Annotated in this window: 20 protein-coding genes and 1 pseudogene; all 21 read left to right on the top strand. The window is 37.9% G+C overall.

The annotated features are described in order from the left end of the window. Position 1: 1 nt before the first annotated feature. The 21 genes and pseudogenes from yqeH to HMPREF1654_RS09005 all read left to right on the top strand — a co-directional run bounded on the left by yqeH (position 2) and on the right by HMPREF1654_RS09005 (position 21840). A complete protein-coding gene (yqeH, locus tag HMPREF1654_RS09105; protein ID WP_003075990.1) occupies positions 2-1108 on the top strand; it encodes a ribosome biogenesis GTPase YqeH in 1107 nt (368 codons plus the stop codon). Positions 1109-1171: 63 nt separating this feature from the next. After that, positions 1172-1483, top strand: coding sequence for a ribosome assembly RNA-binding protein YhbY (gene yhbY, locus HMPREF1654_RS09100; protein WP_003074477.1), 312 nt, complete (start codon positions 1172-1174; stop codon positions 1481-1483). Positions 1484-1495: 12 nt separating this feature from the next. Next, positions 1496-2134 carry a nicotinate-nucleotide adenylyltransferase gene (locus tag HMPREF1654_RS09095; RefSeq protein WP_003074479.1) on the top strand — a complete coding sequence of 213 codons (639 nt, stop codon included), beginning with the start codon at positions 1496-1498 and terminating at the stop codon, positions 2132-2134. After that, positions 2124-2720, top strand: coding sequence for a bis(5'-nucleosyl)-tetraphosphatase (symmetrical) YqeK (gene yqeK, locus HMPREF1654_RS09090; protein ID WP_003074481.1), 597 nt, complete (start codon positions 2124-2126; stop codon positions 2718-2720). The genes HMPREF1654_RS09095 and yqeK overlap by 11 nt, the downstream gene beginning before the upstream one ends. After that, a pseudogene (locus HMPREF1654_RS09085) lies at positions 2717-3229 on the top strand (cysteine hydrolase family protein). Before yqeK ends, HMPREF1654_RS09085 begins: the two are co-directional and overlap by 4 nt. Further along, a complete protein-coding gene (gene rsfS / locus HMPREF1654_RS09080) occupies positions 3230-3595 on the top strand; it encodes a ribosome silencing factor (RefSeq protein ID WP_003075880.1) in 366 nt (121 codons plus the stop codon). 87 nt (positions 3596-3682) lie between these two features. Then, entirely contained in the window at positions 3683-4417 is a 735-nt protein-coding gene (locus tag HMPREF1654_RS09075) for a class I SAM-dependent DNA methyltransferase (protein ID WP_016670431.1), read from the top strand. A 92-nt stretch (positions 4418-4509) separates the two neighbouring features. Then, entirely contained in the window at positions 4510-6615 is a 2106-nt protein-coding gene (locus tag HMPREF1654_RS09070) for a type I restriction-modification system subunit M (protein WP_003076145.1), read from the top strand. After that, entirely contained in the window at positions 6608-7852 is a 1245-nt protein-coding gene (locus HMPREF1654_RS09065) for a restriction endonuclease subunit S (RefSeq protein ID WP_003076058.1), read from the top strand. Before HMPREF1654_RS09070 ends, HMPREF1654_RS09065 begins: the two co-directional genes overlap by 8 nt. A 6-nt stretch (positions 7853-7858) precedes the next feature. Then, on the top strand, positions 7859-8800 hold the full coding sequence (locus HMPREF1654_RS09060) for a Kiwa anti-phage protein KwaB-like domain-containing protein (RefSeq protein WP_003075966.1): 942 nt from the start codon (positions 7859-7861) through the stop codon (positions 8798-8800). Positions 8801-8974: 174 nt separating this feature from the next. Next, positions 8975-9373: a hypothetical protein gene (locus tag HMPREF1654_RS09055; RefSeq protein ID WP_231840230.1), complete on the top strand. Its 399-nt coding sequence runs from the start codon at positions 8975-8977 to the stop codon at positions 9371-9373. Positions 9374-9515: 142 nt separating this feature from the next. Beyond that, complete coding sequence (locus HMPREF1654_RS09050) at positions 9516-10415, top strand: Fic family protein (protein WP_003076167.1); 900 nt, start codon at positions 9516-9518, stop codon at positions 10413-10415. A gap of 13 nt (positions 10416-10428) precedes the next feature. Next, positions 10429-13395: a type I restriction endonuclease subunit R gene (locus HMPREF1654_RS09045; RefSeq protein ID WP_003076073.1), complete on the top strand. Its 2967-nt coding sequence runs from the start codon at positions 10429-10431 to the stop codon at positions 13393-13395. Positions 13396-13418: 23 nt separating this feature from the next. Beyond that, on the top strand, positions 13419-14510 hold the full coding sequence (locus tag HMPREF1654_RS09040; RefSeq protein ID WP_003075925.1) for a nucleotidyltransferase: 1092 nt from the start codon (positions 13419-13421) through the stop codon (positions 14508-14510). A 114-nt stretch (positions 14511-14624) separates the two neighbouring features. Beyond that, a complete protein-coding gene (locus HMPREF1654_RS09035) occupies positions 14625-15341 on the top strand; it encodes a YebC/PmpR family DNA-binding transcriptional regulator (RefSeq protein ID WP_003076092.1) in 717 nt (238 codons plus the stop codon). Positions 15342-15480: 139 nt separating this feature from the next. Beyond that, positions 15481-16617, top strand: coding sequence for a DUF5105 domain-containing protein (locus tag HMPREF1654_RS09030; RefSeq protein WP_003076160.1), 1137 nt, complete (start codon positions 15481-15483; stop codon positions 16615-16617). A gap of 182 nt (positions 16618-16799) precedes the next feature. Further along, positions 16800-17624, top strand: coding sequence for an amino acid ABC transporter substrate-binding protein (locus HMPREF1654_RS09025; protein ID WP_003075839.1), 825 nt, complete (start codon positions 16800-16802; stop codon positions 17622-17624). A 154-nt stretch (positions 17625-17778) separates the two neighbouring features. Next, complete coding sequence (locus HMPREF1654_RS09020; RefSeq protein ID WP_003075906.1) at positions 17779-18630, top strand: MetQ/NlpA family ABC transporter substrate-binding protein; 852 nt, start codon at positions 17779-17781, stop codon at positions 18628-18630. 89 nt (positions 18631-18719) lie between these two features. Continuing rightward, entirely contained in the window at positions 18720-20093 is a 1374-nt protein-coding gene (locus HMPREF1654_RS09015) for a M20/M25/M40 family metallo-hydrolase (RefSeq protein WP_003076039.1), read from the top strand. After that, positions 20086-21147: a methionine ABC transporter ATP-binding protein gene (locus HMPREF1654_RS09010; RefSeq protein WP_003075790.1), complete on the top strand. Its 1062-nt coding sequence runs from the start codon at positions 20086-20088 to the stop codon at positions 21145-21147. Before HMPREF1654_RS09015 ends, HMPREF1654_RS09010 begins: the two co-directional genes overlap by 8 nt. Then, the gene (locus HMPREF1654_RS09005) at positions 21148-21840 is read left to right on the top strand and encodes a methionine ABC transporter permease (RefSeq protein ID WP_003075829.1); all 693 of its coding nucleotides are present in this window, start codon (positions 21148-21150) and stop codon (positions 21838-21840) included. Positions 21841-22447: the final 607 nt, after the last annotated feature.

Below are 22447 nucleotides of genomic sequence, written 5' to 3'. Positions count from 1 at the left end.
CATGGAAGATATTCTCTGTATTGGGTGTGGAGCACCGATTCAGACAAAACACAAGGACAAGATGGGCTATACTCCTCAGTCCGCTTTGGAAAAAGGACTGGAGACAGGCGAACTGTATTGCCAGCGCTGTTTTCGTCTCCGTCACTACAACGAAATTACTGATGTGCAGCTGACAGACGATGATTTTCTTAGGCTTCTCCACGAAGTTGGTGACAGTAATGCCCTTGTAGTCAATGTGGTAGATATTTTTGATTTTAATGGTTCCATCATTCCGGGTTTACCACGCTTTGTGGCCGGCAATGATGTGCTACTAGTTGGAAATAAAAAAGATATCCTTCCTAAGTCGGTTAAGTCGAACAAGGTTACCCAATGGCTGACAGAGCGAGCTCACGAGGAAGGCCTACGTCCTATTGATGTAGTTCTGACTTCAGCTCAAAACAAGCAAGCTATTAAAGAGCTGATGGAAAAGATTGAGCAGTATCGGAAAGGCCGAGATGTCTATGTGGTCGGTGTAACTAATGTTGGTAAGTCAACGCTAATCAATGCCATTATTCAGGAAATCACTGGTGACAAGGATATTATCACTACTTCCCGTTTTCCTGGTACTACTTTGGATAAGATTGAGATTCCGCTGGATGATGGTAGTCATATCTATGATACACCAGGGATTATCCACCGATATCAAATGGCTCATTATTTGTCTGCCAAACATCTCAAATATGTCAGTCCGAAAAAGGAGATTAAACCCAAAACTTACCAACTCAATCCGGAGCAAACCCTCTTTTTAGGTGGATTGGGGCGTTTTGACTTTGTATCAGGTGACAAGCAAGGTTTTACAGCTTATTTTGACAATGAACTAAAGCTGCATCGCACCAAGCTTGCAGGAGCAGGAGAGTTTTATAATAAGCATGTAGGTTCTTTGCTAACACCACCCTCTAAACAAGAATTACCAACTTTTCCCAAGTTGGTCAAACATGAACTGAAAATTGAAACCAAAATAGATGTGGTTTTTTCAGGTTTAGGTTGGATTCGTGTGGTAGGGCCGGCACAGGTTGCAGCTTGGGTGCCAGAGGGAGTAGCAGTGGTGACCCGCAAAGCCATTATCTAAGAAGAAATGGCTGTTAGAAAAGTAAAGAGAATACAAACGAAATAAGAAACAAAAGAGGAATCTATGTCATTAACATCTAAACAGCGGTCTTTTTTAAATAGTCAAGCTCACAGTCTCAAACCAATCATTCAGATTGGTAAAAATGGACTTAACGATCAAATCAAAACAAGTGTTCGTCAAGCTCTAGATGCTAGAGAATTGATTAAAGTGACTCTTCTGCAAAATACAGATGAGAACATTCATGAAGTTGCAGAAATTCTCGAAGAAGAAATCGGCGTGGACACTGTTCAAAAAATTGGTCGTATTTTGATTTTGTACAAGCAGTCCAGCAAAAAGGAAAACCGCAAAATTTCAGTAAAGGTAAAAGAAATTTAGAGGAAGTAGTCTATGGCAATTGAATTACTGACTCCTTTCACTAAAGTGAAGTTGGAACCAGAAATAAAAGCAAAAAAAAGAAAGCAAGTTGGGATTTTAGGTGGAAACTTCAATCCAGTCCATAATGCTCATTTGGTCGTAGCTGATCAAGTTCGTCAGCAACTATGTTTAGAGCAGGTTCTGCTGATGCCTGAGTATGAGCCACCGCATGTTGATAAGAAATTGACGATTGATGAGAAACATCGACTGAAAATGTTGGAGTTAGCGATTGAAGGCATCGAAGGTTTAGGAATTGAAACTATTGAACTCGAGAGAAAAGGCATTAGTTATACCTATGATACGATGAAGCTCTTGACAGAAAAGCATCCAGATACAGATTATTATTTCATTATCGGAGCGGACATGGTCGACTACCTTCCCAAATGGTATCGAATTGACGAATTGGTTGATTTGGTTCAATTTGTTGGTGTTCAACGCCCTAGGTATAAAGCAGGAACGTCCTATCCTGTTATTTGGGTAGATGTGCCGTTGATGGATATTTCTTCTAGCATGGTTCGGGACTTTCTGAATCAAGGACGAGTGCCGAATTTTCTTCTACCTAAGCCGGTTTTAGACTATATTGAGAAAGAAGGACTTTACAATGGGATATGAAGCCTACGTGGGAATTACTCGTGATCAGCTTTTAGTCAAAATGCAGCAGCTTCTACCAGAGAAACGGTTAAAACATTGCTTGGGAGTTGAGCAAACAGCGATTGAATTAGCCGAACGTTTCGGAGTTGATCGCGAAAAAGCCGGATTGGCAGGCCTCCTTCATGATTATGCAAAAAAGCTTTCTGATGAAGAATTTCTGGCGCTGATCGATAAGTATGATCTGGCTCTAAAACTGAAAGAGTGGGGAAATAATGTTTGGCATGGTTTGGTCGGTGTTTACAAAATTCGAGAAGATTTAGGACTGAGTGATCCAGAAATTTTGCGCTCGATTGAGATTCATACTGTAGGTTCTGCCCAAATGTCTGATTTGGATAAAGTCGTTTATGTAGCAGACTATATTGAGCCCAATCGGGATTTTCCAGGGGTGGAAGAGGCGCGTGAAATTGCTTGTATTTCGCTTAATCGAGCCGTGGCTTATGAAACAGCGCATACAGTGGAATATCTGGCTCATCAGGGCTTGCCGATCTTTCCTCAAACTTTGGAGACCTATAATGCTTATGTTGGCTTTATGAAAGATAACAAATGAAAACAGCTCTGTTAGTGATTGATATTCAGACAGCCTTGATAGAGGCTAAACCTTATGCGGTTGATAAATGTTTGTCTATTTGGCAAAAAGTAATTGCCACTTGTCGTGAGAAAAATATTGAAGTGATTTACGTTCGCCATAATGACAGCGAATGAATGACAGGAAGTCGTGGTTGGGAAATTTACGGAAGTATTGCTCCAGAAATTGGTGAGCAAGTCGTTGATAAGCGTTACAATAGTGCTTTTAAGGAGACTCATTTACAATCTTATCTGACTAATCATGATATTGAGCATTTGATTATTGTTGGCATGGCGACGAATTACTGCATTGATACAACTATTAAGGTGGCGTTTGAATTTGGCTATGATTTGTCAGTTGTCAAAAATGGCACGACTACCTTTGATGACAGAAAAATTGCAGCAGAACAATTGATACAGCATTATGAAAACATTTGGGACAGACGTTTTGCCCAAGTGGCTAATTTGGAAGAAATTTTAAAAGAGGATTAAATGAAAGAACAAAAAATACTAGAATTGGTCGTAAAAGCAGCAGATGAGAAACGAGCGGAAGATATCATTGTGCTAGATTTGCAAGGGTTGACGACGATGACTGATTATTTTGTCATTGCTAGCTCTATGAATAGTCGTCAACTAGAAGCTATTGCAGAAAATATCCGTGAAAAAGTCACAGAAGTAGGGCTGTCAGCTAGCCATGTAGAAGGGGATGCTGCTGGAGGCTGGGTGCTGTTGGATTTAGATGGAGTCGTTGTTCATATTTTTTCTGAAGAAATGCGGGAACACTACAATCTTGAAAAACTTTGGCATGAAGCCGTTGGTGTGGATGTGACACCATTGCTTGAGAAACAAGCCTTGTAGATAAAAAACGATGAGGGTTGAGGACATTGTCCCAACCTCTTTCAATGAGAAGAAAGGAAGAGTACCTTTTTGGTACTTCTAGATAAGATGACAACTTATGAAACCTTCGCATCAGTCTATGATGCTATTATGGATGATAGTCTTTATGATAAATGGACCGATTTTTCGCTCCGCCATTTTCCAAAAAATAAGAAAAAGCTCTTAGAATTAGCTTGTGGAACAGGAATTCAATCCGTACGCTTTGCCAAAGTTGGCTTTGATGTGACGGGATTGGATTTGAGTGATGAGATGCTTGAAATCGCTCGTAAACATGCCAAAGAAGCAGGTGAAGCTATTGAATTCAGACAGGGAAACATGCTTGATTTGTCGCAGGTTGGTAAATACGACTTGGTGACTTGTTACTCTGATTCAATTTGCTACATGGTCGATGAAGTTGAAGTCGGTGATGTCTTTCAGCAAGTTTACCACTGCTTGAACGAAGGCGGCGTTTTCATTTTTGATGTGCACTCAACTTACCAGACAGATACCGTCTTTCCTGGTTATTCTTACCATGAAAACGCTGATGAATTTGCCATGGTTTGGGATACATACGCCGATGAAGCCCCACATTCAGTCGTGCATGAATTGACCTTCTTCTTGCAAGACGAAGACGGACGCTTCACACGTTACGACGAAGTCCACGAAGAACGCACTTATGAAATTCTAACCTATGATATTTTACTAGAACGAGCTGGATTTAAAACTGTTAAGGTCTATGCAGATTTTGAAGATAAAAAGCCACGCAAAAAATCAAAACGTTGGTTCTTTGTGTGCCTGAAGTAGGGGAATTTTATTAACAAATATACAGAAGCCTATCAAATAATGATAGGCTATTATGATATAATATAATAGAATCTGAGAATAGAAAGTAAAAAATGTCAAACTTTAAAAATAAATTACCGCTCTTTCAGGGAAATAGTGTCAATATTAGTAAAGATGTCAATTTAGTCTGGTCTATTGCCAATACTCTTCGTGGTGCCTATCGGGCTGATAAATACCGTGATGTCATCATCCCTATGTTTGTTTTGGCTCGTTTAGAGGCGGCTCTTCTTCCGACCAAAGAAAAAGTTTTGGAACAATATAAAGCTAACCCTAAAACACCTGAGCGAATTTATGAATCAATCACTGGCTATAAATACTACAATCTTAGTCAATTTACTCTGAAGAATCTGCTCAACGATCCCGACGGGATTAAGGAAAACTTCTTAGATTACTTAGATGGTTATTCGCAGCGAGTGAAAGATATCATTGAAAATCTGAAATTCAAGGACGAAGTTGAGACTTTAGCCAAAACGGGTCGTCTTTTCACTGTAGTGAAAAAATTCTCTGAAATTGATTTGTCTACAAGTACAGTTGATTCTATGCGGATGGGCTATATGTTTGAAGACATTATCCGTCGCTTTTCTGAAAACGAGGAGGCTGGTTCCCACTACACACCGCGTGAAGTCATCGGGCTTATGGTGAACCTGCTCTTAATGGAAGCTGATGAGTCTCTTTTCAAAGCAGGAAAAGAAATCAAGATTTTGGATATGGCTGCTGGTACAGGTGGTATGCTTGCGACTGCACAAAGCTATATCAAGCAGCTCAATCATGATGTCAGTGTACGACTCTTTGGTCAAGAATATCTTTCTGAAACCTATGGTATAGGGAAGGCAGATATGCTATTTCGACAAGAAGAATCAGATTATTTTGTCAAAGCGGACACATTGAAAGATCCTGATTCATTTCCTGATGTCAAGATGAATTTTGTCATTGCGAATCCACCCTTTGGGCAATCGTGGGGAGGAAAAGATGCGGATGATGGGGTCGAAGCAGCTGTCAAAAAAGACCAAGAACTCTTTGAAAAGACGGAAGGCCGTGAGGGACGTTTCGTGGCCACCCCAACGACTGGCGATGCCCAGCTTTTATTCCACTTGCATGCTTTAGCCAAGATGGAGGAAAATGGCAGAGCTGCGATTATTTCTAATGGCTCACCTCTCTTTTCAGGTGGGACGACATCGGGTGAAAGTCAGATCAGACGCTACATCCTAGAAAACGACCTCTTGGAAGCAATCATCGCTCTTCCTGGGCAATTTTTCTATAATACGGGGATTGGGATTTATATCTGGATCTACAACAAGGATAAGAAACCGGAGCGACAAAACAAGGTTCAGTTTATTGATGCGACAGGGGAATTTGTCCCCTTACGTAAGTCACTAGGGCAAAAACGTCGGGAACTCTCACCAGATAATATTCGTCAGATTGTGAAGTGGTATCATGATTTTAAGGAAAATGAACAGGTTAAAATCTTTGACAATCAAGAATTTCTTTACAAGGAATTTTTAGTCATGCAGCCCCTGCAGCGTCGTGGTGCCATTACGGAAGAAACTTTGGAAGCTATCAAATCTGTTCCCTTTTTCACTAAGCTTTACGATGAATATAAATATCAAGAATTGCTAGAGACAGAACCACGTACAGCTAAGCAGGATAAGGATTTGCAAAAGATGTTGGCGGGGAAAGACCAGCAAGAGCAAATCATGGCAGCCTTACGAGTCGGGCTAACAGATGCGACCTATCCAAACTTTGAAGATTTTTCACAAAAACTCAAGGATCTTTTAGCCGATATCAAGCTGACATCTGCTAACCTCAATGCCCTAGCCCTGGCCATGAGTCAAATGGACAAAACGGCAGAAGTGATTACCACCAAGAAAAAGGATAAGTTTGGCGAAGTAGCAGATGGTATCATCTATGATAAGACGACCAAGGACTCTGAAATCGTCAAGCTCTCTGAGGATGAAAGTACCTACTTTGAGCGTGAAGTCTATCCCCACGTGCCAGATGCTCACTACTGGTGGGATGACACCAAACTCGGTGCAGAAATCCCCTTTACCCGCTATTTCTACAAGTATCAAGCACCTGAAAAAGCAGAAAACCTGCTCAAGGACTTTTACGACCTAGAAGAACAGTTGCAGCAACTCTTGGAGGACTTGAAGCATGACTAGGATGAAGGAGAGTGCTAATTTGTGGATGAAAACTATTCCCAATGATTGGCAAGAAATGAAGCTCAGATATTTAGTTAATCTTAGAAGTGAGAAGGCAAAAACAACGGATTCTAACGTATATGTTGGGATGGAGAATATAATATCGAATATAGGAGAATATATTCCTACTGAAATCCAAGTTGACAATGCAGAGAATATTTCTTTTAATAAAGGAGATATCTTATTTGGAAAACTTAGACCATATTTACGTAAGTATTGGCTAGCCACTTTTTCTGGGACAGCAAGTTCAGAATTCCTTGTTTTTAAGGAAAGTGCTCTAAATAAAAAATTTTTATATTGGATGATCCAGAGTGATAGTTTTATAAATGATGTGGATTCATCAACCTACGGAAGTAAGATGCCTAGAGCTAGTTGGGATTATATTAGAAATATTGTAGTTCCATTTCCATCTTCTGACGAAGAACAAAATAAAATCGCTGATTTTCTCGACAAAAAGGTTACTCAATTGGACAAGGCTAAGTCCTTGCTAGAGGAGCAAATCCAGAAGTTGGCAGCCTACCGCCAAAGCCTCATCTATGAAACCGTTACAAAAGGTCTGGATAAAACCGCCCCGATGAAAGACTCTGGCGTGGACTGGATAGGACAAGTGCCAGAGGGGTGGGGGGTGACAAAGGTTTCAAATTATTTTATAGAAGTGAAAAATAAAAACATTGGAAATCGAGAAGATAACTTACTTTCGCTAAGTTATGGTAGTATCAAAAGAAAATCAAATACTAATCTGATGGGATTACTTCCTGAATCTTTTGAAACTTACAATATAATAGAGGCAAATGATATTGTCTTTAGGCTAACTGATTTACAGAATGATAAGAAAAGCTTACGAACGGGACTTTCTTTAGAACGAGGTCTTATAACCTCAGCTTATGTCACTATAAGAGCTATAAATAAACAAACGAATTCTAAGTACTATCACTATTTGTTCCATGCTTATGATATATGCAAGGTATTTTATAGTTTTGGTGGTGGAGTTCGACAAGGAGGAAGTTTTAGTGATTTATCTGAACTGCAGATAGTGTTGCCAAATGTGGAGGAACAACTAAAAATCGCTGATTTCCTCGACCAAAAAATTAGTCAAATCAACCAAATGATTGACATTAAGCAAAAACAGATTGAAAATATCAATCAGCAAAGACAAACGCTGATTTATGATTACGTGACAGGAAAACGGAGGGTGTAGATTATTGTGACTATTCAGTACCTAGAAACTATTTTAAAAAATGTATCAACGTGTGATGCATGGTCATTGCAGATTATTAAAGTTACTCATTCAAAAAGAAATGGCTCGAGTTATTCAACAAGAGAGGTGGAAATATCACCTAAAGGTCGATTAAAAGAGCATGTAGAGGAGTTGGCAAAAAAATATTTATCTGATAATCAGTCGGGCAAACAAGGAGAGCTAAAACAATATACTGATTGTCGTGAGTACGATGGTTCAGCAGATGTTAAAGTTATTTATAAATTGAGTAAGTCAAGTGAACTGATAACAAACGAGTATGGACTGTTACTCCAAGCAATAGCTAATCCTGATACAGAAATCCAACCGCTAGAATTAAAATACCAAGCCTCTGTAATAAAAGGAGATTTGCTAATTGATGATGATACAATTTCTGTAAAGTTTGTTTCAATGCAAAATCCCATTACCACTTTGAAAAATAAATTTTTGCAGTCTAATGGAACTTTTAAAGAGATTTCCAATAAAGTTTTAACATTGAGAAATTCTATAGATTTGGTAATCGTTAATGATATCGTATATCTGTTGAATTTATCTGGAGAAAAACTTTTTAATATGGAAAGAGCTTATCACTCAATCTGTGATAGCAAAATTCAGTTAATTGAAGTAAAATCTATTATTGAAGGATTTGATTCTTTTAAGGAGTCTGCAAGTAGTGGCCATAATCCAAGGAAGTTTGTTTCGTTCAATGATGATCATCTTGAAAAATTGGCGGATAAAAAGTCTCGAAAGAAGATTGCAAAAAAATTCAATATTCCATTAAAGAATGACAAATTTGATTCCACTCAAGATGGAGTTGCAGATAAAATTGTAAAACTGCTTTGTCAGAAAGGTATGCTTGATCCGTTTGATGATATTCCAATGGAAGTTTCTGGTTCAAGAAAGTGGATTTAATAAGATTTAAAGAATATGTCGAAATTTTTGTTTTTTAGTCTATACTATACTTCATTTACACCCCTTTGGATATCTATTTTATTTATTGATATAAAAAGTTGTATAGAGTGCTCTCAGTCTCTAGGCACGGAGAAATATAGTATTTTTGTTATTGTTTTCTTGTGGATAGTTTCTTTGATAGCAGTATTGCTTAGGTTCTCTTCAGATGAGAAGGAAGGAACAAGTATTTTTGTCTTGAAAAATATACAAGAAGAAAAATCTATTACCTCTGAATACCTTTTATCCTATATTCTCCCCTTATTTGCTTTTGACTTCACAAAATGGGATAGTATGGTTCTATTTCTAGTTTTCTTTACCACGCTAGGATATTTATGTATTAAACACAACTATTTTAGTGTAAACATTGTTTTAGAAATTTTAAATTATCGAATTTTTACTTGTGAATTAGAAAATGAAGATAAGATTTTAGTGGAGAAGTTTATTATTAGTCATAAGAATCTAAATGTAAAAAAAGGAGAAAATGTATATTTGAAGTCCTTGAATAATGAGTTTAAACTTGATATTGATGAATAATTTGAAATTGTAAATATTGAACTTGGCATTTAAAACTATCTTTCCGCGAATCTCCAAATATCCTTCCGCAAACTCCCCTATCCTTCCGAACTATGCTATAATGTTAGTAAGATTTGTATGACAAAGGAGGTTGAGTATCTTTATGTATATGTCTGTCAAGCAAGCTGCTCAGCTGTGGGGAATCTCAGATCGTCGTGTGAGGGATCTCTGTCAGCAGGGCAAGATTGCGGGCGCTGTCCGTCAAGGACGTTTATGGAAGATTCCTGCGGATGCCAAGAAACCATCAGATGGTCGTCTTAAAAGAGCGGTTAGCCTCTTGCCCCTGATTGATGAAAAGTTGGCCAAGCTGGCTACTTTACGCCCTTTAACTTCTGGGGAGCTAGAACGGCTGAATGAGGAGTTTACGGTAGAGTATACTTATAATTCAAATGCTATCGAGGGGAACACCTTGACGCTGAGAGAGACGGACATGGTCTTGCGTGGTTTGACCATCGACCAGAAACCGCTCAAGGATCATATGGAAGCCATTGGTCATCGTGAGGCTTTCCAATATGTCCAGGTCTTGGTATCGGAAGATCATCCCTTGACGGAGCAGGTCATCAAGGACATTCATTATCTGGTCTTATCGGATAAAAAAGATGACCGTGGGGTCTATCGGAAAGTACCTGTGCGTATCATGGGAGCAGTGAATGAACCATCCCAGCCTTATCGGATTCGCCCTATGATGGAGCAGTTATTGGCTGATTATGCGTCTAGTAGTGAGCACATGGTGACCAAGCTGGCTCGCTTTCATATTGACTTTGAGAGTATCCATCCCTTTATTGATGGCAATGGTCGTACAGGGAGACTCTTGGTCAATCTTGAACTCATGAAGGCTGGCTTTCCTCCGATTGATATCAAATTCACGGATAGGCTGGCTTATTATCAGGCTTTTGATGACTACCATGCCAAGGGGAGTTTGGCTGCGATGGAAAATCTTTTTGCGCAATATGTCAATGAGAGATTGGATATGTACTTAGCTATCCTATCTCTTGAAGATTAGGAAAGGACAAGGAATGGCGGAATTAAATCTCAAAGAACGGTATGATTTTCAGCGTTGGATTATAGATGACTTGGTCGGTGAGAATGGCTTTGTAGAGTGTTCTCATGCTGCTTATGACCAGCGCTTAGCCATGGATACGGAGATGCTCTGGGATTTCTTGATGGCAACTCAGGAAGATACCATGGAATATCTCTTGAAAAAATTGGATCAAGCAACCATTATCAACCTGATTAATCAAGAAATTACAAAGGGCGGTTTTCTTTTTTCCTTAAAATCGGGCGTTTACATTGAAAATAAAGAGCTGCATCTCATGTATCGTAAGCCTGCAACTTCTTTCAACAGCAAGGCGAATCAGAACTATGAGAAAAACCGTCTGACAGTCATGGAAGAAGTGAACTATCAAGAGGACGATCGTATTGATTTGGTTATCTTTTTGAATGGTCTGGCTTTATTTGTCATTGAGCTCAAATTCAATCCTAACGGGCAGTCGGTTCAGGATGGGATGAAACAGCTGAAAAAACGCAATGCTAAAAATCGTCTTTTCCGTTTCAATACAGGCGTTCTGGCAGCATTTGTCCTTGACACGCTGGAAGTTTATATGACCACAGAGATCAAAGGACAAAGCACTTATTTTCTGCCCTTTAATAAAGGAAAAGGAGAAGGGATTGATACAGGTGCTGGAAATCCCCACAATCCTGATGGACCGGATACGGCCTATTTTTGGAAGGAAGTCTTAACTAAGGACAGTATCCTTCAGCTCATCGAACGATTTATTTTCTTAAAGGTCTATAAAGAAAATCGTAGTAAGAAAGATCTTATTTTTCCACGTTATCAGCAGCGCCGTGCGGTTAATCGTGTTTTAGATGATATGCGTGTCAATCACACAGAGAGCAATTATCTGATTCAGCACTCAGCTGGTTCTGGAAAGACCAATACCATTGCCTGGCTGGCCCACAGTTTGGTCAATCTTCATGATGATCAAGATAAGAATGTTGTGGATACAGTTTTAATCGTAACGGACAGGATTGTCGTTGACCGTCAGTTGCAAAGTGCTGTACAGGCCATTCAGCACCAGCCTGGGGTCATCAAGGTCATGGATGATAAAGCAAAATCCAGTGATCTGGCAGATGCTCTGGCAGGCAATACCAAAATCATTGCGACAACCATCCATAAGTTTGCTCAAATCAATAAATCCAATTGGATGACTGCTGGAAATACAGCTGGTAAGAAGTTTGCGATTTTGATTGATGAGGCCCATAGTTCAACAACAGGGACTTATATGTCTGCGGTCAGCCATGTCTTGACAGAGACTAATCAAGAGAATGGAACCATTGATGAAGTCCAAGAAGTATCAGTTGGGGATGTGATAGAAGGGGAAATTGCTCGGACTGGTAAGCAGGATAATATTTCCATTATTGCCTTTACAGCGACTCCAAAGGCGACCACCCTACAGTTGTTTGGGCAAACGCATGCTGATGGAACGAAAGCGCCCTTTGATGTTTATAGTATGAAACAAGCGATTGAGGAAGGTTTTATACTGGATGTTCTAAATAATTACACGACTTATAAGACCTATTATAAGCTCAATAAGGCTGTCGAAGAGGATCCTGAATTAAAAACAACAGTTGCCAAACGGAAGATTGCTAAATTTATCGAACTTTCTGATGAGAATATTAATCAGAAAGTAGAGATTATCATGGATCATTTTATTACGCATGATATTATGGCTGAATTAGGCGGCAATGGTAAGGCTATGATTGTGACATCAGGACGTGAAGCAGCCGTTAAGTATCAACTAGCTTTCCAAAAATACCTGACAGAACACCACATGACAACGATTAAAACTCTGATTGCTTTTTCAGGCAAAGTTCATCTTGATGGTCATGAATATGCAGAGTCTGCTATGAATGGCTTTGGTGAGGAGAAACTGAAAGATCGTTTTAATACGGATCTTTATCAGGTGCTGATTGTAGCTAATAAATATCAAACTGGCTTTGACCAACCGAAACTAGTGGCCATGTATGTGGATAAGAAGCTGCGTGATGTGGCTGCTGTACAGACTTTGTCGCGATTGAACCGTATTGTGAAAGGTTACAATAAGAAAACTTTTATTCTGGATTTTAAAAATACATACGAGGATATTAATAAAGGATTTGCACCTTACTATCGTGAAACAATCTTAGCTGAAACCATTACACCAAGCGATGTTTTTGAATTAGACCAAAAGATTGAGGAATATGGGATTCTGGACTATGATATTGTTCATGAATATAATCAATTTCTCTATCAAGAAAAGCGTTCTAGTCGAGAAAAACAGAAAATGGTTGCTTTGTTGAATGTCAGTTATGATCGTGTGAAAAAGTATGATGAGAAAGAACAGTTGAATATCAAGAAGGTTATTCGTGGTTTCTTACGTATGTATACCTTTTTAATTCAAGCGACAGCTTACCAAAATGAAATTTTGCATGAGCGATATAATTTTCTTCAGAGCTTAGTCAAGATGATTGATGTTCGTTTGGGCGGAAATGATTTTACCATTGCAGATAAGATTGTTGTAGACTATATGAAACATAAACAGACAGGTGTTTATACGGTGTCTGATCTGGAAGGTGACTATCAAGTAACCTTAGGAAAACCAAGCCTGAATTCTGTCACAGATGAGCAAGAAAAAAGACTATCTGAGATTATCAAGGAAATCAATGAACAATTGGATTTAGATATTGACCCACAAGTTGGCATCAGTGGAGCAGTTTCCATTCGTGAGCTGATGAAGAAGAATGAGAAGTTGCAGCAATCAGCGCGTGTTAATTCCAGGGAAGATTTTGCCTTTTCGTTTGAAGATGAGATTGACCAAGCCTTAACAGAAGGATATATGCAGAATCAAGATTTCTTCGGTGTTCTCCTCAACAATGAACAATTTAAAAAGCGCATTGCTCAGATGTTTATTGATGATGTCTACAACAGTTTAAAAGATCAATAGTTTTGTATATGAAGGAGCACTCCATGACTATCACCGGTATCATTGCAGAATTCAACCCCTTCCACAATGGTCACAAATCTTTGCTAGAGCAGGCTAAAGGTGTGAAGATTGTTGCCATGTCGGGGAATTTTGTCCAACGTGGTGAGCCTGCGATTGTGGATAAGTGGACACGCGCGGAAATGGCTCTGCGAAATGGGGCTGATTTGGTGGTTGAATTGCCATTTTTGGTGGCTGTTCAGTCAGCGGATTACTTTGCACAAGGTGCGGTGGACATTTTAGAGCGTCTAGGTGTGGATAAGTTGGCTTTTGGGACGGAAGAAAATCTGGATTATCAATACTTTTCACAGATTTATGAGGATAATCAACAGAAAATGGTGAATTACTTGCAAAGTTTGCCAGAAGATTTGTCTTATCCACAGAAAACGCAGGAAATGTGGAAAAAATTTGCCGGTGTGGCCTTCACTGGAAATACACCAAATCATATTTTAGGGCTTTCTTATGCCAAAGCTTGCGCTGGAAAAAATATTCAATTGACACCAATCATACGTCAGGGAGCAGGCTACCATTCGCAGGCAGAAAATGAAAAATATGCTTCGGCTACTGCTCTAAGAAAGCGAATGAATTGTTCAGGTTTTCTAGCAAAATTTACCCCAGATCATGAACTTCTGATTCGGTCTCCTAAAGTAACCTGGTCAGCACTCTATCCTTTTTTGCGTTATCAGATGATTAGTCATCCTGATCTGACTACTTTTTATCAGGTTAATCAGGAACTTGCAGTGCGCTTGCGGGAAGCAGCAAAAACCAGTTATACCACAGAAGAGTTGGTCGAACAAGTGACTACCAAGCGATATACGAAAGCACGAATCAGACGGATTTTGACCTATATTTTGGTTGGTGCAAGAGATGAGTTTTTGCCTAGTGGGATTCACGTATTAGGTTTTACTCAAGCAGGTCAAGAACATCTTAAAAAGATGAAAAAGAAAATCGAAGTCATCAGCCGCATTGGTCAAGAACCATGGGATTTCTTAACACAGCAAGCTGATCGTATTTACCAACTAGGAAATGTAAAGCTAGAGGAACAGAATTTTGGAAGAATCCCGATTATGGTAGATTGATGAAAAATTGTTTTATAAACCAGCATTTTGTCACTAATTTACTAGTGAAATTCAAGTTGACTTGTGTTATAATAAAAAAGATTGAAAAAGTGAAAATCTAAAGGAGAATATCCAATGGGACGTAAATGGGCCAATATTGTAGCAAAGAAAACAGCAAAAGATGGAGCAAACTCAAAGGTTTATGCTAAATTTGGTGTTGAAATCTATGTAGCAGCTAAAAAAGGAGAACCAGATCCAGAATCGAACTCAGCTTTGAAATTTGTTATTGAACGTGCTAAACAAGCGCAAGTGCCGAAGCATATTATTGACAAAGCGTTAGATAAGGCAAAAGGAAATACAGACGAAACCTTTACTGAAGGACGTTATGAGGGCTTTGGTCCAAATGGTTCAATGCTCATCGTTGATACCTTAACGTCAAATGTCAATCGTACCGCAGCAAATGTTCGTTCTGCCTTTGGTAAAAATGGTGGGAACATGGGAGCGAGTGGCTCAGTGTCTTATATGTTTGATAATAAAGGTGTGATTGTATTCACAGGAGATGATGCTGATAGTGTGTTTGAACAACTGCTAGAAGCTGATGTTGATGTGGACGATGTAGAAGCAGAAGATGGTACTATCACCGTTTATACAGCACCAACAGATTTGCACAAAGCCTTGACTGCTCTCCGCGAATCTGGTGTGGAGGAATTTCAAGTTACCGAATTGGAAATGATTCCGCAATCTGATGTGACTTTATCAGGTGAAGACTTAGAAACATTTGAAAAATTGTATGCTGTTTTGGAAGATGACGAAGATGTCCAAAAAATTTATACAAATGTAGAAGGATTTTAATAGGCCTAAAAATGAGGTAGGTTTCGAAATGGAACTTATCTCATTTTTCATTGGAAATTTCAAATGATTTGCAAAAATTGGTTTACCTAGTACTATATCTATGGTAAAATAGATAAAGATTATTTTAAGGAGAATATTTATGAAAAAGATTTTTAAATATCTGTTAATTGCTGGTATAGCATTAACTCTTGTGGCTTGTAGTGCTGGTAAAACGAGTGGGAAGAACACTGCTGGAAATAATGATGTTGATCTTAAAGTAAAAAATGGAATGTACGTGTTGCCACGCGATGAGTCTTCAGATTCAAAATACCTTGCATTAAATATCGAAATTAAAAATAAGAGCAATAAAACTCTGAATCTTACAACAAGAGATATCAATCTCTACAATTCAGATGATGAAAAGGTTAAACCAATTCAGGTTTATGATTCAAGTAATAAATTTCAAACTTTTGCTTTTGAAAGTATTTCGAAAAAGAAGAGTGCTAGTGGTTATGTTGTTTTTGAAGTAAAACCGAAGGAAAAATACAAACTTCATTACTCTCCTTTAGATTTTGGAACTGGTCAAAAAGGTTCCAAAGATATTGAACTGAAAGTGGATGCTTCTAAATACCCTGATAATGTTGATAAAGTAACGGATCTTGCAAAGGAATATATAGAGAAAGTATTTTTGAGTGGAAATGCTTCGGGAAAAGCTTCAAAGTTAAGTACTTCTCAAGATTCTGATCAAGCAGCTATTACCTTGTTAGCAAAAAAAGACGTTAAAAATGCTGATTTTACTTTAGGTGGTGATCTAGAAAAAGATCGTAATGAATTTGTGAAAAAATTCATCGATAAGCTTGGTAAAAGCTTTACTTACTATAAACCAACCGAAGCTGAATTACGAACTTTTGTAGAAGCTTATGCTAAGGTTAATGCTAAACGAGCTAAAATATCATACAAAGTAAAAACTTTCTTGCCAGAGACTGCAGTTGTTTATGTTCGTCCAGAAACAATTGGACTTAAAAATTTACGAACTTATGATTTAATTTCTAAATTTGTTGATGAGCACAAAGGTGAGTATACGGAGTATAACGATGCATATAAAGCTGCTGAAAAATATATTTTAGAAAACGCGCCAAGCCAATTTGAAAGTTTGCCATTAGTTACAAATAATTCAGTTAGTCGTGATGGTTACGAAGTAAAATTGGTTAAAAAAGGCAATAAGTGGACTGTAGATACTTCAAGCGATACGTCTTATGAATCGTTGATGCGTATATTTAGAGGAAATACTTATTAAAATGCTATTGTTAGTGTATAATGTATAATATTATGAGAACAGCCTAGTTTCAAAGATTTGAATTGGGCTGTTTTTTGAACCGTTATCTATAAACATTCCCATGTTTAAAATCAAATAATAGTCAAGAAGAAAAATATTTGATATGATAGGATTTATCTTAATGAAAGAGGTTATGTAGGAATATGAAAAAAGTATTGAAATACTCTTCTTTAGTAGCTCTTGGACTTTTAACAGCAGGAATGTTAGCAGCATGCTCTAATTCAAAGTTAGCTACTTCATCTGGGAAAACGGAAGTCAAAGTTGCAACGAATGCTTCACCAAAGCCATTTAACTATGAAGAAAATGGGAAACTAACCGGCTATGAGATTGAAGTTCTTCGTGCCATTTTTAAAGGTTCTAATAAATACAAGGTCAAATTTGAAACGACAGAGTGGTCTGGTATTTTCGCTGGTCTAGATAGCGATCGCTACCAAATGGCAGTGAACAATATCAGCTATACAAAAGAACGTGCAGGTAAGTACTTGTATGCAGCTCCGACTGCTAAAAATCCAAATGTCTTAGTAGTGAAAAAATCGGATAAAACTATTCAATCATTGGATGATATTGGTGGTAAGAAAACAGAAGTAGTGCAAGGGACAACGACTGCCGCACAATTAGAAAAATACAATCAAGCACATGCTAACAATCCAACAAAAATTAGCTATACAAAAGCGGATTTTCAACAAATTATGAACCATTTAAACGATGGAAAGTTTGATTATAAGATTTTTGATAAAATCGGTGTTGAAACAGTTATTAAAAATCAAAAACTGGATAACCTAAAAGTGATTGATTTACCAAGCAATCAACAACCTTATGTTTATCCACTTTTAGCAAAGGGGCAAAATGAATTGAAAACATTTGTCAATAAGCGCATTCAAGACTTGTACAAAGATGGGACTCTGGAAAAATTATCTCAAAAATTCTTTGGTGGTAGTTACTTGCCAGCAGAAGCAGATGTGAAATAAGAAACTTAAAACCAGCTAGATGCTAAATGTCAGCTGGTTTTTTAATAAATTTAGTTATAGCTTAAAACTATAACCCTTGTTATGAAATAACAATTTGTCAATCAGGTAAATATGTGCGATACTATTTTCATAAGATTTTTAAAGGAGAATGAAAATGAAATTGAAAAAATGGTTTGGAATAACAGCTCTAGCAGCGACAGCAGTAATTGGTTTAGCAGCTTGTGGTTCGGGAAATAAAAATGCTGATGCCAAGACAGTTAAAATTGGTGTGATGACAAAAAGTGATTCGGAAGAAAAACGTTGGAACAAGATTCAAGAGTTGTTGAAAAAAGATAACATCAAGTTGCAATTTACAGAATTTACGGATTACTCTCAGCCGAATAAAGCAGTTGCTGATGGTGAAGTGGATATCAATGCTTTCCAACACTACTATTTTTTGAACAACTGGAATAAGGAAAACAAGCAAAACGTAGTCGCAGCAGCTGAAACTTATATTGCCCCAATTCGCCTCTATTCTGGTACAAAAAATGGAAAAAATAAATATACGAAAGTAAGTCAAATTCCAAATGGTGCAGAAATCGCAGTTCCAAATGATGCAACAAATGAAAGTCGAGCACTCAATCTATTGCAATCTGCAGGTCTGATTAAATTAGACAAATCTGGGAATGAATTGGCAACTGTGGCAAATATCAAAGAAAATCCAAAGAAATTGAAAATTACAGAATTGGATGCCAGTCAAACAGCACGTTCATTGACATCTGTAGATGCAGCTGTTGTCAATAATACTTTTGTTACCGAAGCAAAAATTGATTTTAAAAAAGCTCTGTTTGTTGAACCAAAAGATAAAAACTCAAAACAATGGTTTAATATCATTGCAGCTAAAAAAGATTGGGAAAAATCTCCAAAAGCAGATGCCATTAAGAAAATTATCAAAGCCTATCATACAGATGAAGTCAAAAAAGTAGTTGACGAAACATCAGATGGTCTAGATCAACCAGTTTGGTAAGATTCCCCCTATTTATCTGTATTTCAGTTTGACAAAACTCAGTTGGAATCGCCGACTGAGTTTTGTCGCCATAACTATGAGGAAAAAAGATGACATTTTCAAGTGAAGAAGAACAAATTAAAAGATTTGAAGAGGATATGGTGGCACAAGACTATATTGCCGTTTTGCGGGCATTGATTTCTAAAAAATCAATCTTTGCCCAACAGGTTGGTCTACAAGAAGTTGCTGCTTATCTAAAAGAAATCTTTATCAAAGCCGGTGCAGAGGTGGAATTAGATGAAAGTTATACAGCGCCATTTGTGATAGCAAAATTTAAAAGTCAGAATCCAACAGCTAAGACAATTATTTTTTACAACCACTATGATACAGTTCCGGCAGATAGTGATCAAATTTGGACAGATGATCCGTTCACTCTATCTATTCGGGATGGTGGCATGTATGGTCGTGGAGTCGATGATGACAAAGGGCATATTATTGCACGTTTGACGGCTGTTCAAAAATACCTACAAACTCATGATGACTTGCCTGTTACTGTCATTTTTATCATGGAAGGTGCGGAGGAATCAGCTTCGGTTGATTTGGAGAAATATATAGAGAAACACAAATCTCTTCTACACGGAGCAGACCTGTTGGTTTGGGAGCAAGGCATTAAAAATTCTTTAGGTCAACTTGAAATTTCTGGTGGAAATAAGGGAATTGTCACGTTTGATATCAAGGCTAAAAGTGCAGAAGTGGACATTCACTCCAGTTTTGGTGGCGTGATTGATTCAGCTTCTTGGTACTTGATTAATGCCCTTACTAGCTTGAGAAATAAGGATGGACGCATTAAAGTAGAAGGGCTTTATGAACAAGTAATAACACCCAATCAACGAGAATTGGCTTTGGTGGAGAGATACGCTCAGCGCAGTCCAGAAGAAGTAGAAGCCATTTACGGTTTGAAATTACCTTTATTACAAGCGGAGAAAAAAGATTTTTTAAATCGAATCTTCTTTGAACCCTCTTTTAATATTGAAGGAATTACTTCTGGTTACCAAGGACAAGGAGTCAAGACAATCCTTCCTGCAGAAGCCTCAGCAAAAGTAGAAGTTCGTTTAGTTCCAGGACTAGAACCTCATAGAGTATTAGAATTAATCCGAAAACAACTCGATAAAAATGGTTTTGATAAGGTAGAATTAGTCTATACTTTGGGCGAAATGAGTTATCGTAGTGATATGAGTGCGCCACCGATTTTAAAGGTTATTGAACTGGCTAAGAAATTCTATAAAAAAGGAGTTTCTGTCTTGCCGACCACAGCCGGTACAGGTCCGATGCATACAGTATTTGAAGCTCTTGAAGTACCGATCGTCGCTTTTGGACTTGGTAATGCAAATAGTCGAGACCATGGTGGTGATGAGAATGTACGCATTGCAGATTATTACACCCATATTGAATTAGTAGAGGAGCTGATTGTAAGTTATGAGTAAAGAAATGATTCAGTTAGAGCATATTGACGTAACTTTTCAACAAAAGAAACGTCAGATTCAAGCAGTTAAAGATGTGACCATTCATATTCGGGAAGGAGACATTTATGGAATTGTTGGCTATTCTGGAGCTGGGAAATCAACCTTGGTGCGTGTGATTAACCTTTTGCAGGTACCCACAAGTGGAAAAATTATTGTAGATGGGGATGTTCTTTTTGACAAGAAAGTAACCTTAACAGCAGAACAATTGCGTCGTAAACGTCAAGATATTGGCATGATTTTCCAACATTTTAATTTGATGAGTCAATTAACAGCGGAAGAAAATGTTGCGTTTGCGTTGAAACATTCTAGTTTGTCAAAAGAAGAGAAGAAAGAGAAAGTACACACATTGTTGGAGCTCGTTGGCTTAGCAGATCGTGCTGAAAATTATCCCTCTCAGCTTTCTGGAGGGCAAAAACAACGGGTTGCAATTGCACGTGCTCTTGCCAATGATCCCAAAATCTTAATTTCAGATGAATCAACCTCTGCACTTGATCCCAAAACGACCAAACAAATCTTAGCATTGTTACAAGATTTGAATCAAAAGCTCGGATTAACGATTGTTTTGATTACTCATGAGATGCAAATTGTCAAAGATATCGCTAATCGTGTTGCAGTCATGCAGAATGGACGACTGATTGAAGAAGGATCTGTCTTGGATATTTTTTCTAACCCTCAGCAAGACTTAACCAAAGATTTTATCTCAACTGCAACAGGAATTGATGATGCTATGGATAAGATTGAGCAGCAAGAGATTGTAAAGTATTTGGCTTCAAATAGCCTTCTGGTGCAAATGAAATATGCGGGAACATCTACAGATGAACCCTTGCTGAATGAGATTTACAAACATCATCAAGTTACTGCCAACATACTTTATGGAAATATTGAAATTTTAGGTGGAACGCCTGTTGGAGAACTGGTTGTTGTTTTATCTGGTGAAAAGAAAAATCTAGCAACAGCTAAAACAGCTATTCGTGAAGCTGGTGTTCAGTTGACGGTATTGAAGGGAGAAGCATAAATGGAAAACTTTATTCAAACATATTTGCCAAATGTTTATCGAATGGGGTGGAGTGGTCAGGCAGGATGGGGAACGGCTATTTACTTGACATTATATATGACAGTCACTTCTTTTGTTATTGGTGGATTATTAGGGTTAATTGCTGGGCTTTTTCTTGTTTTGACCGCTCCGGGAGGAGTCTTGGAAAATAAAGTAGTTTTTTGGATTTTAGATAAAACCACGTCAATCTTTCGCGCAATTCCATTTATTATTTTGTTAGCCGTACTTTCTCCGTTTTCCCATTTGATTGTAGGAACTAGCATTGGACCAAATGCAGCTATCGTACCACTTTCTTTTGCTGTATTTGCTTTCTTTGCTCGTCAAGTTCAGGTTGTTCTCGCCGAATTAGACAATGGTGTTATTGAGGCTGCTCAGGCAAGTGGAGCGACTTTCAGTGACCTAGTTGGGGTCTATCTGAGTGAAGGTTTGCCCGATTTGATTCGTGTGACGACCGTGACTCTTATTTCACTTGTAGGTGAAACTGCGATGGCCGGTGCTGTCGGAGCCGGCGGGATTGGCAATGTTGCTATTGCTTATGGTTTCAATCGTTATAACAATGATGTCACTATTTTAGCAACAGTGATTATCATTATTCTTATCTTTACTATCCAGTTTGCTGGTGATTTTTTGACTAGAAAATTAAGACATAAATAGGATAGATGAGAAGATTCTTTGAGCTAACTGTATGCAAGTATGATGAGAAAATTCTATAAGAAGAAGTGTATTGTCCCGAAAGTTGTATAAGAAAATATTGAAAGGATTTAGTTCTGTATTGGACAGGATTAAATTCTTTTTCTACCATTTACAAAAGATATCAACACTTTCAATAAAAATTATTTTTATGACAGTGATAAATCAAGGCTATTATTGCTTTTTTTTATTGTTTGTGATAGATCCAAAGGCGTACACAAAAACGATACCTTTCTTTATGAATAAGGTGTTAGACTGAATGTGCATAAAAACTTTAGACGGTTTTGTGTCGAATCGTACTCATAAAAATAGTACAGTCTTGAATGGCTGGTTTCAGTTTATTAAGATATTGGAATCGGCTCTTTTAATCATTGTATTTAATTCTTGGGGGGCAGTAGACATGTTTCTAAGATATTTATTTCTATTTTCAAGTAGCTAACTTCATTTTAGAACTTTCGGTTCGTTTTAAAACTTTTAGCGTTAGAAAAAAAGATGAAAAAAGGTATTGACAAGAAGAGTAGTAGGTGATATACTAAGATAGTTGTCGCTTGAATGGCGATAAAGACCTTTG

The sequence above is a fragment of the Streptococcus intermedius SK54 = ATCC 27335 genome, from assembly GCF_000413475.1.
Lineage (GTDB): Bacteria > Bacillota > Bacilli > Lactobacillales > Streptococcaceae > Streptococcus > Streptococcus intermedius.
The sequence above is the reverse complement of the archived record's forward strand: the minus strand, read 5'-3'. Positions and strand labels throughout refer to the sequence as shown.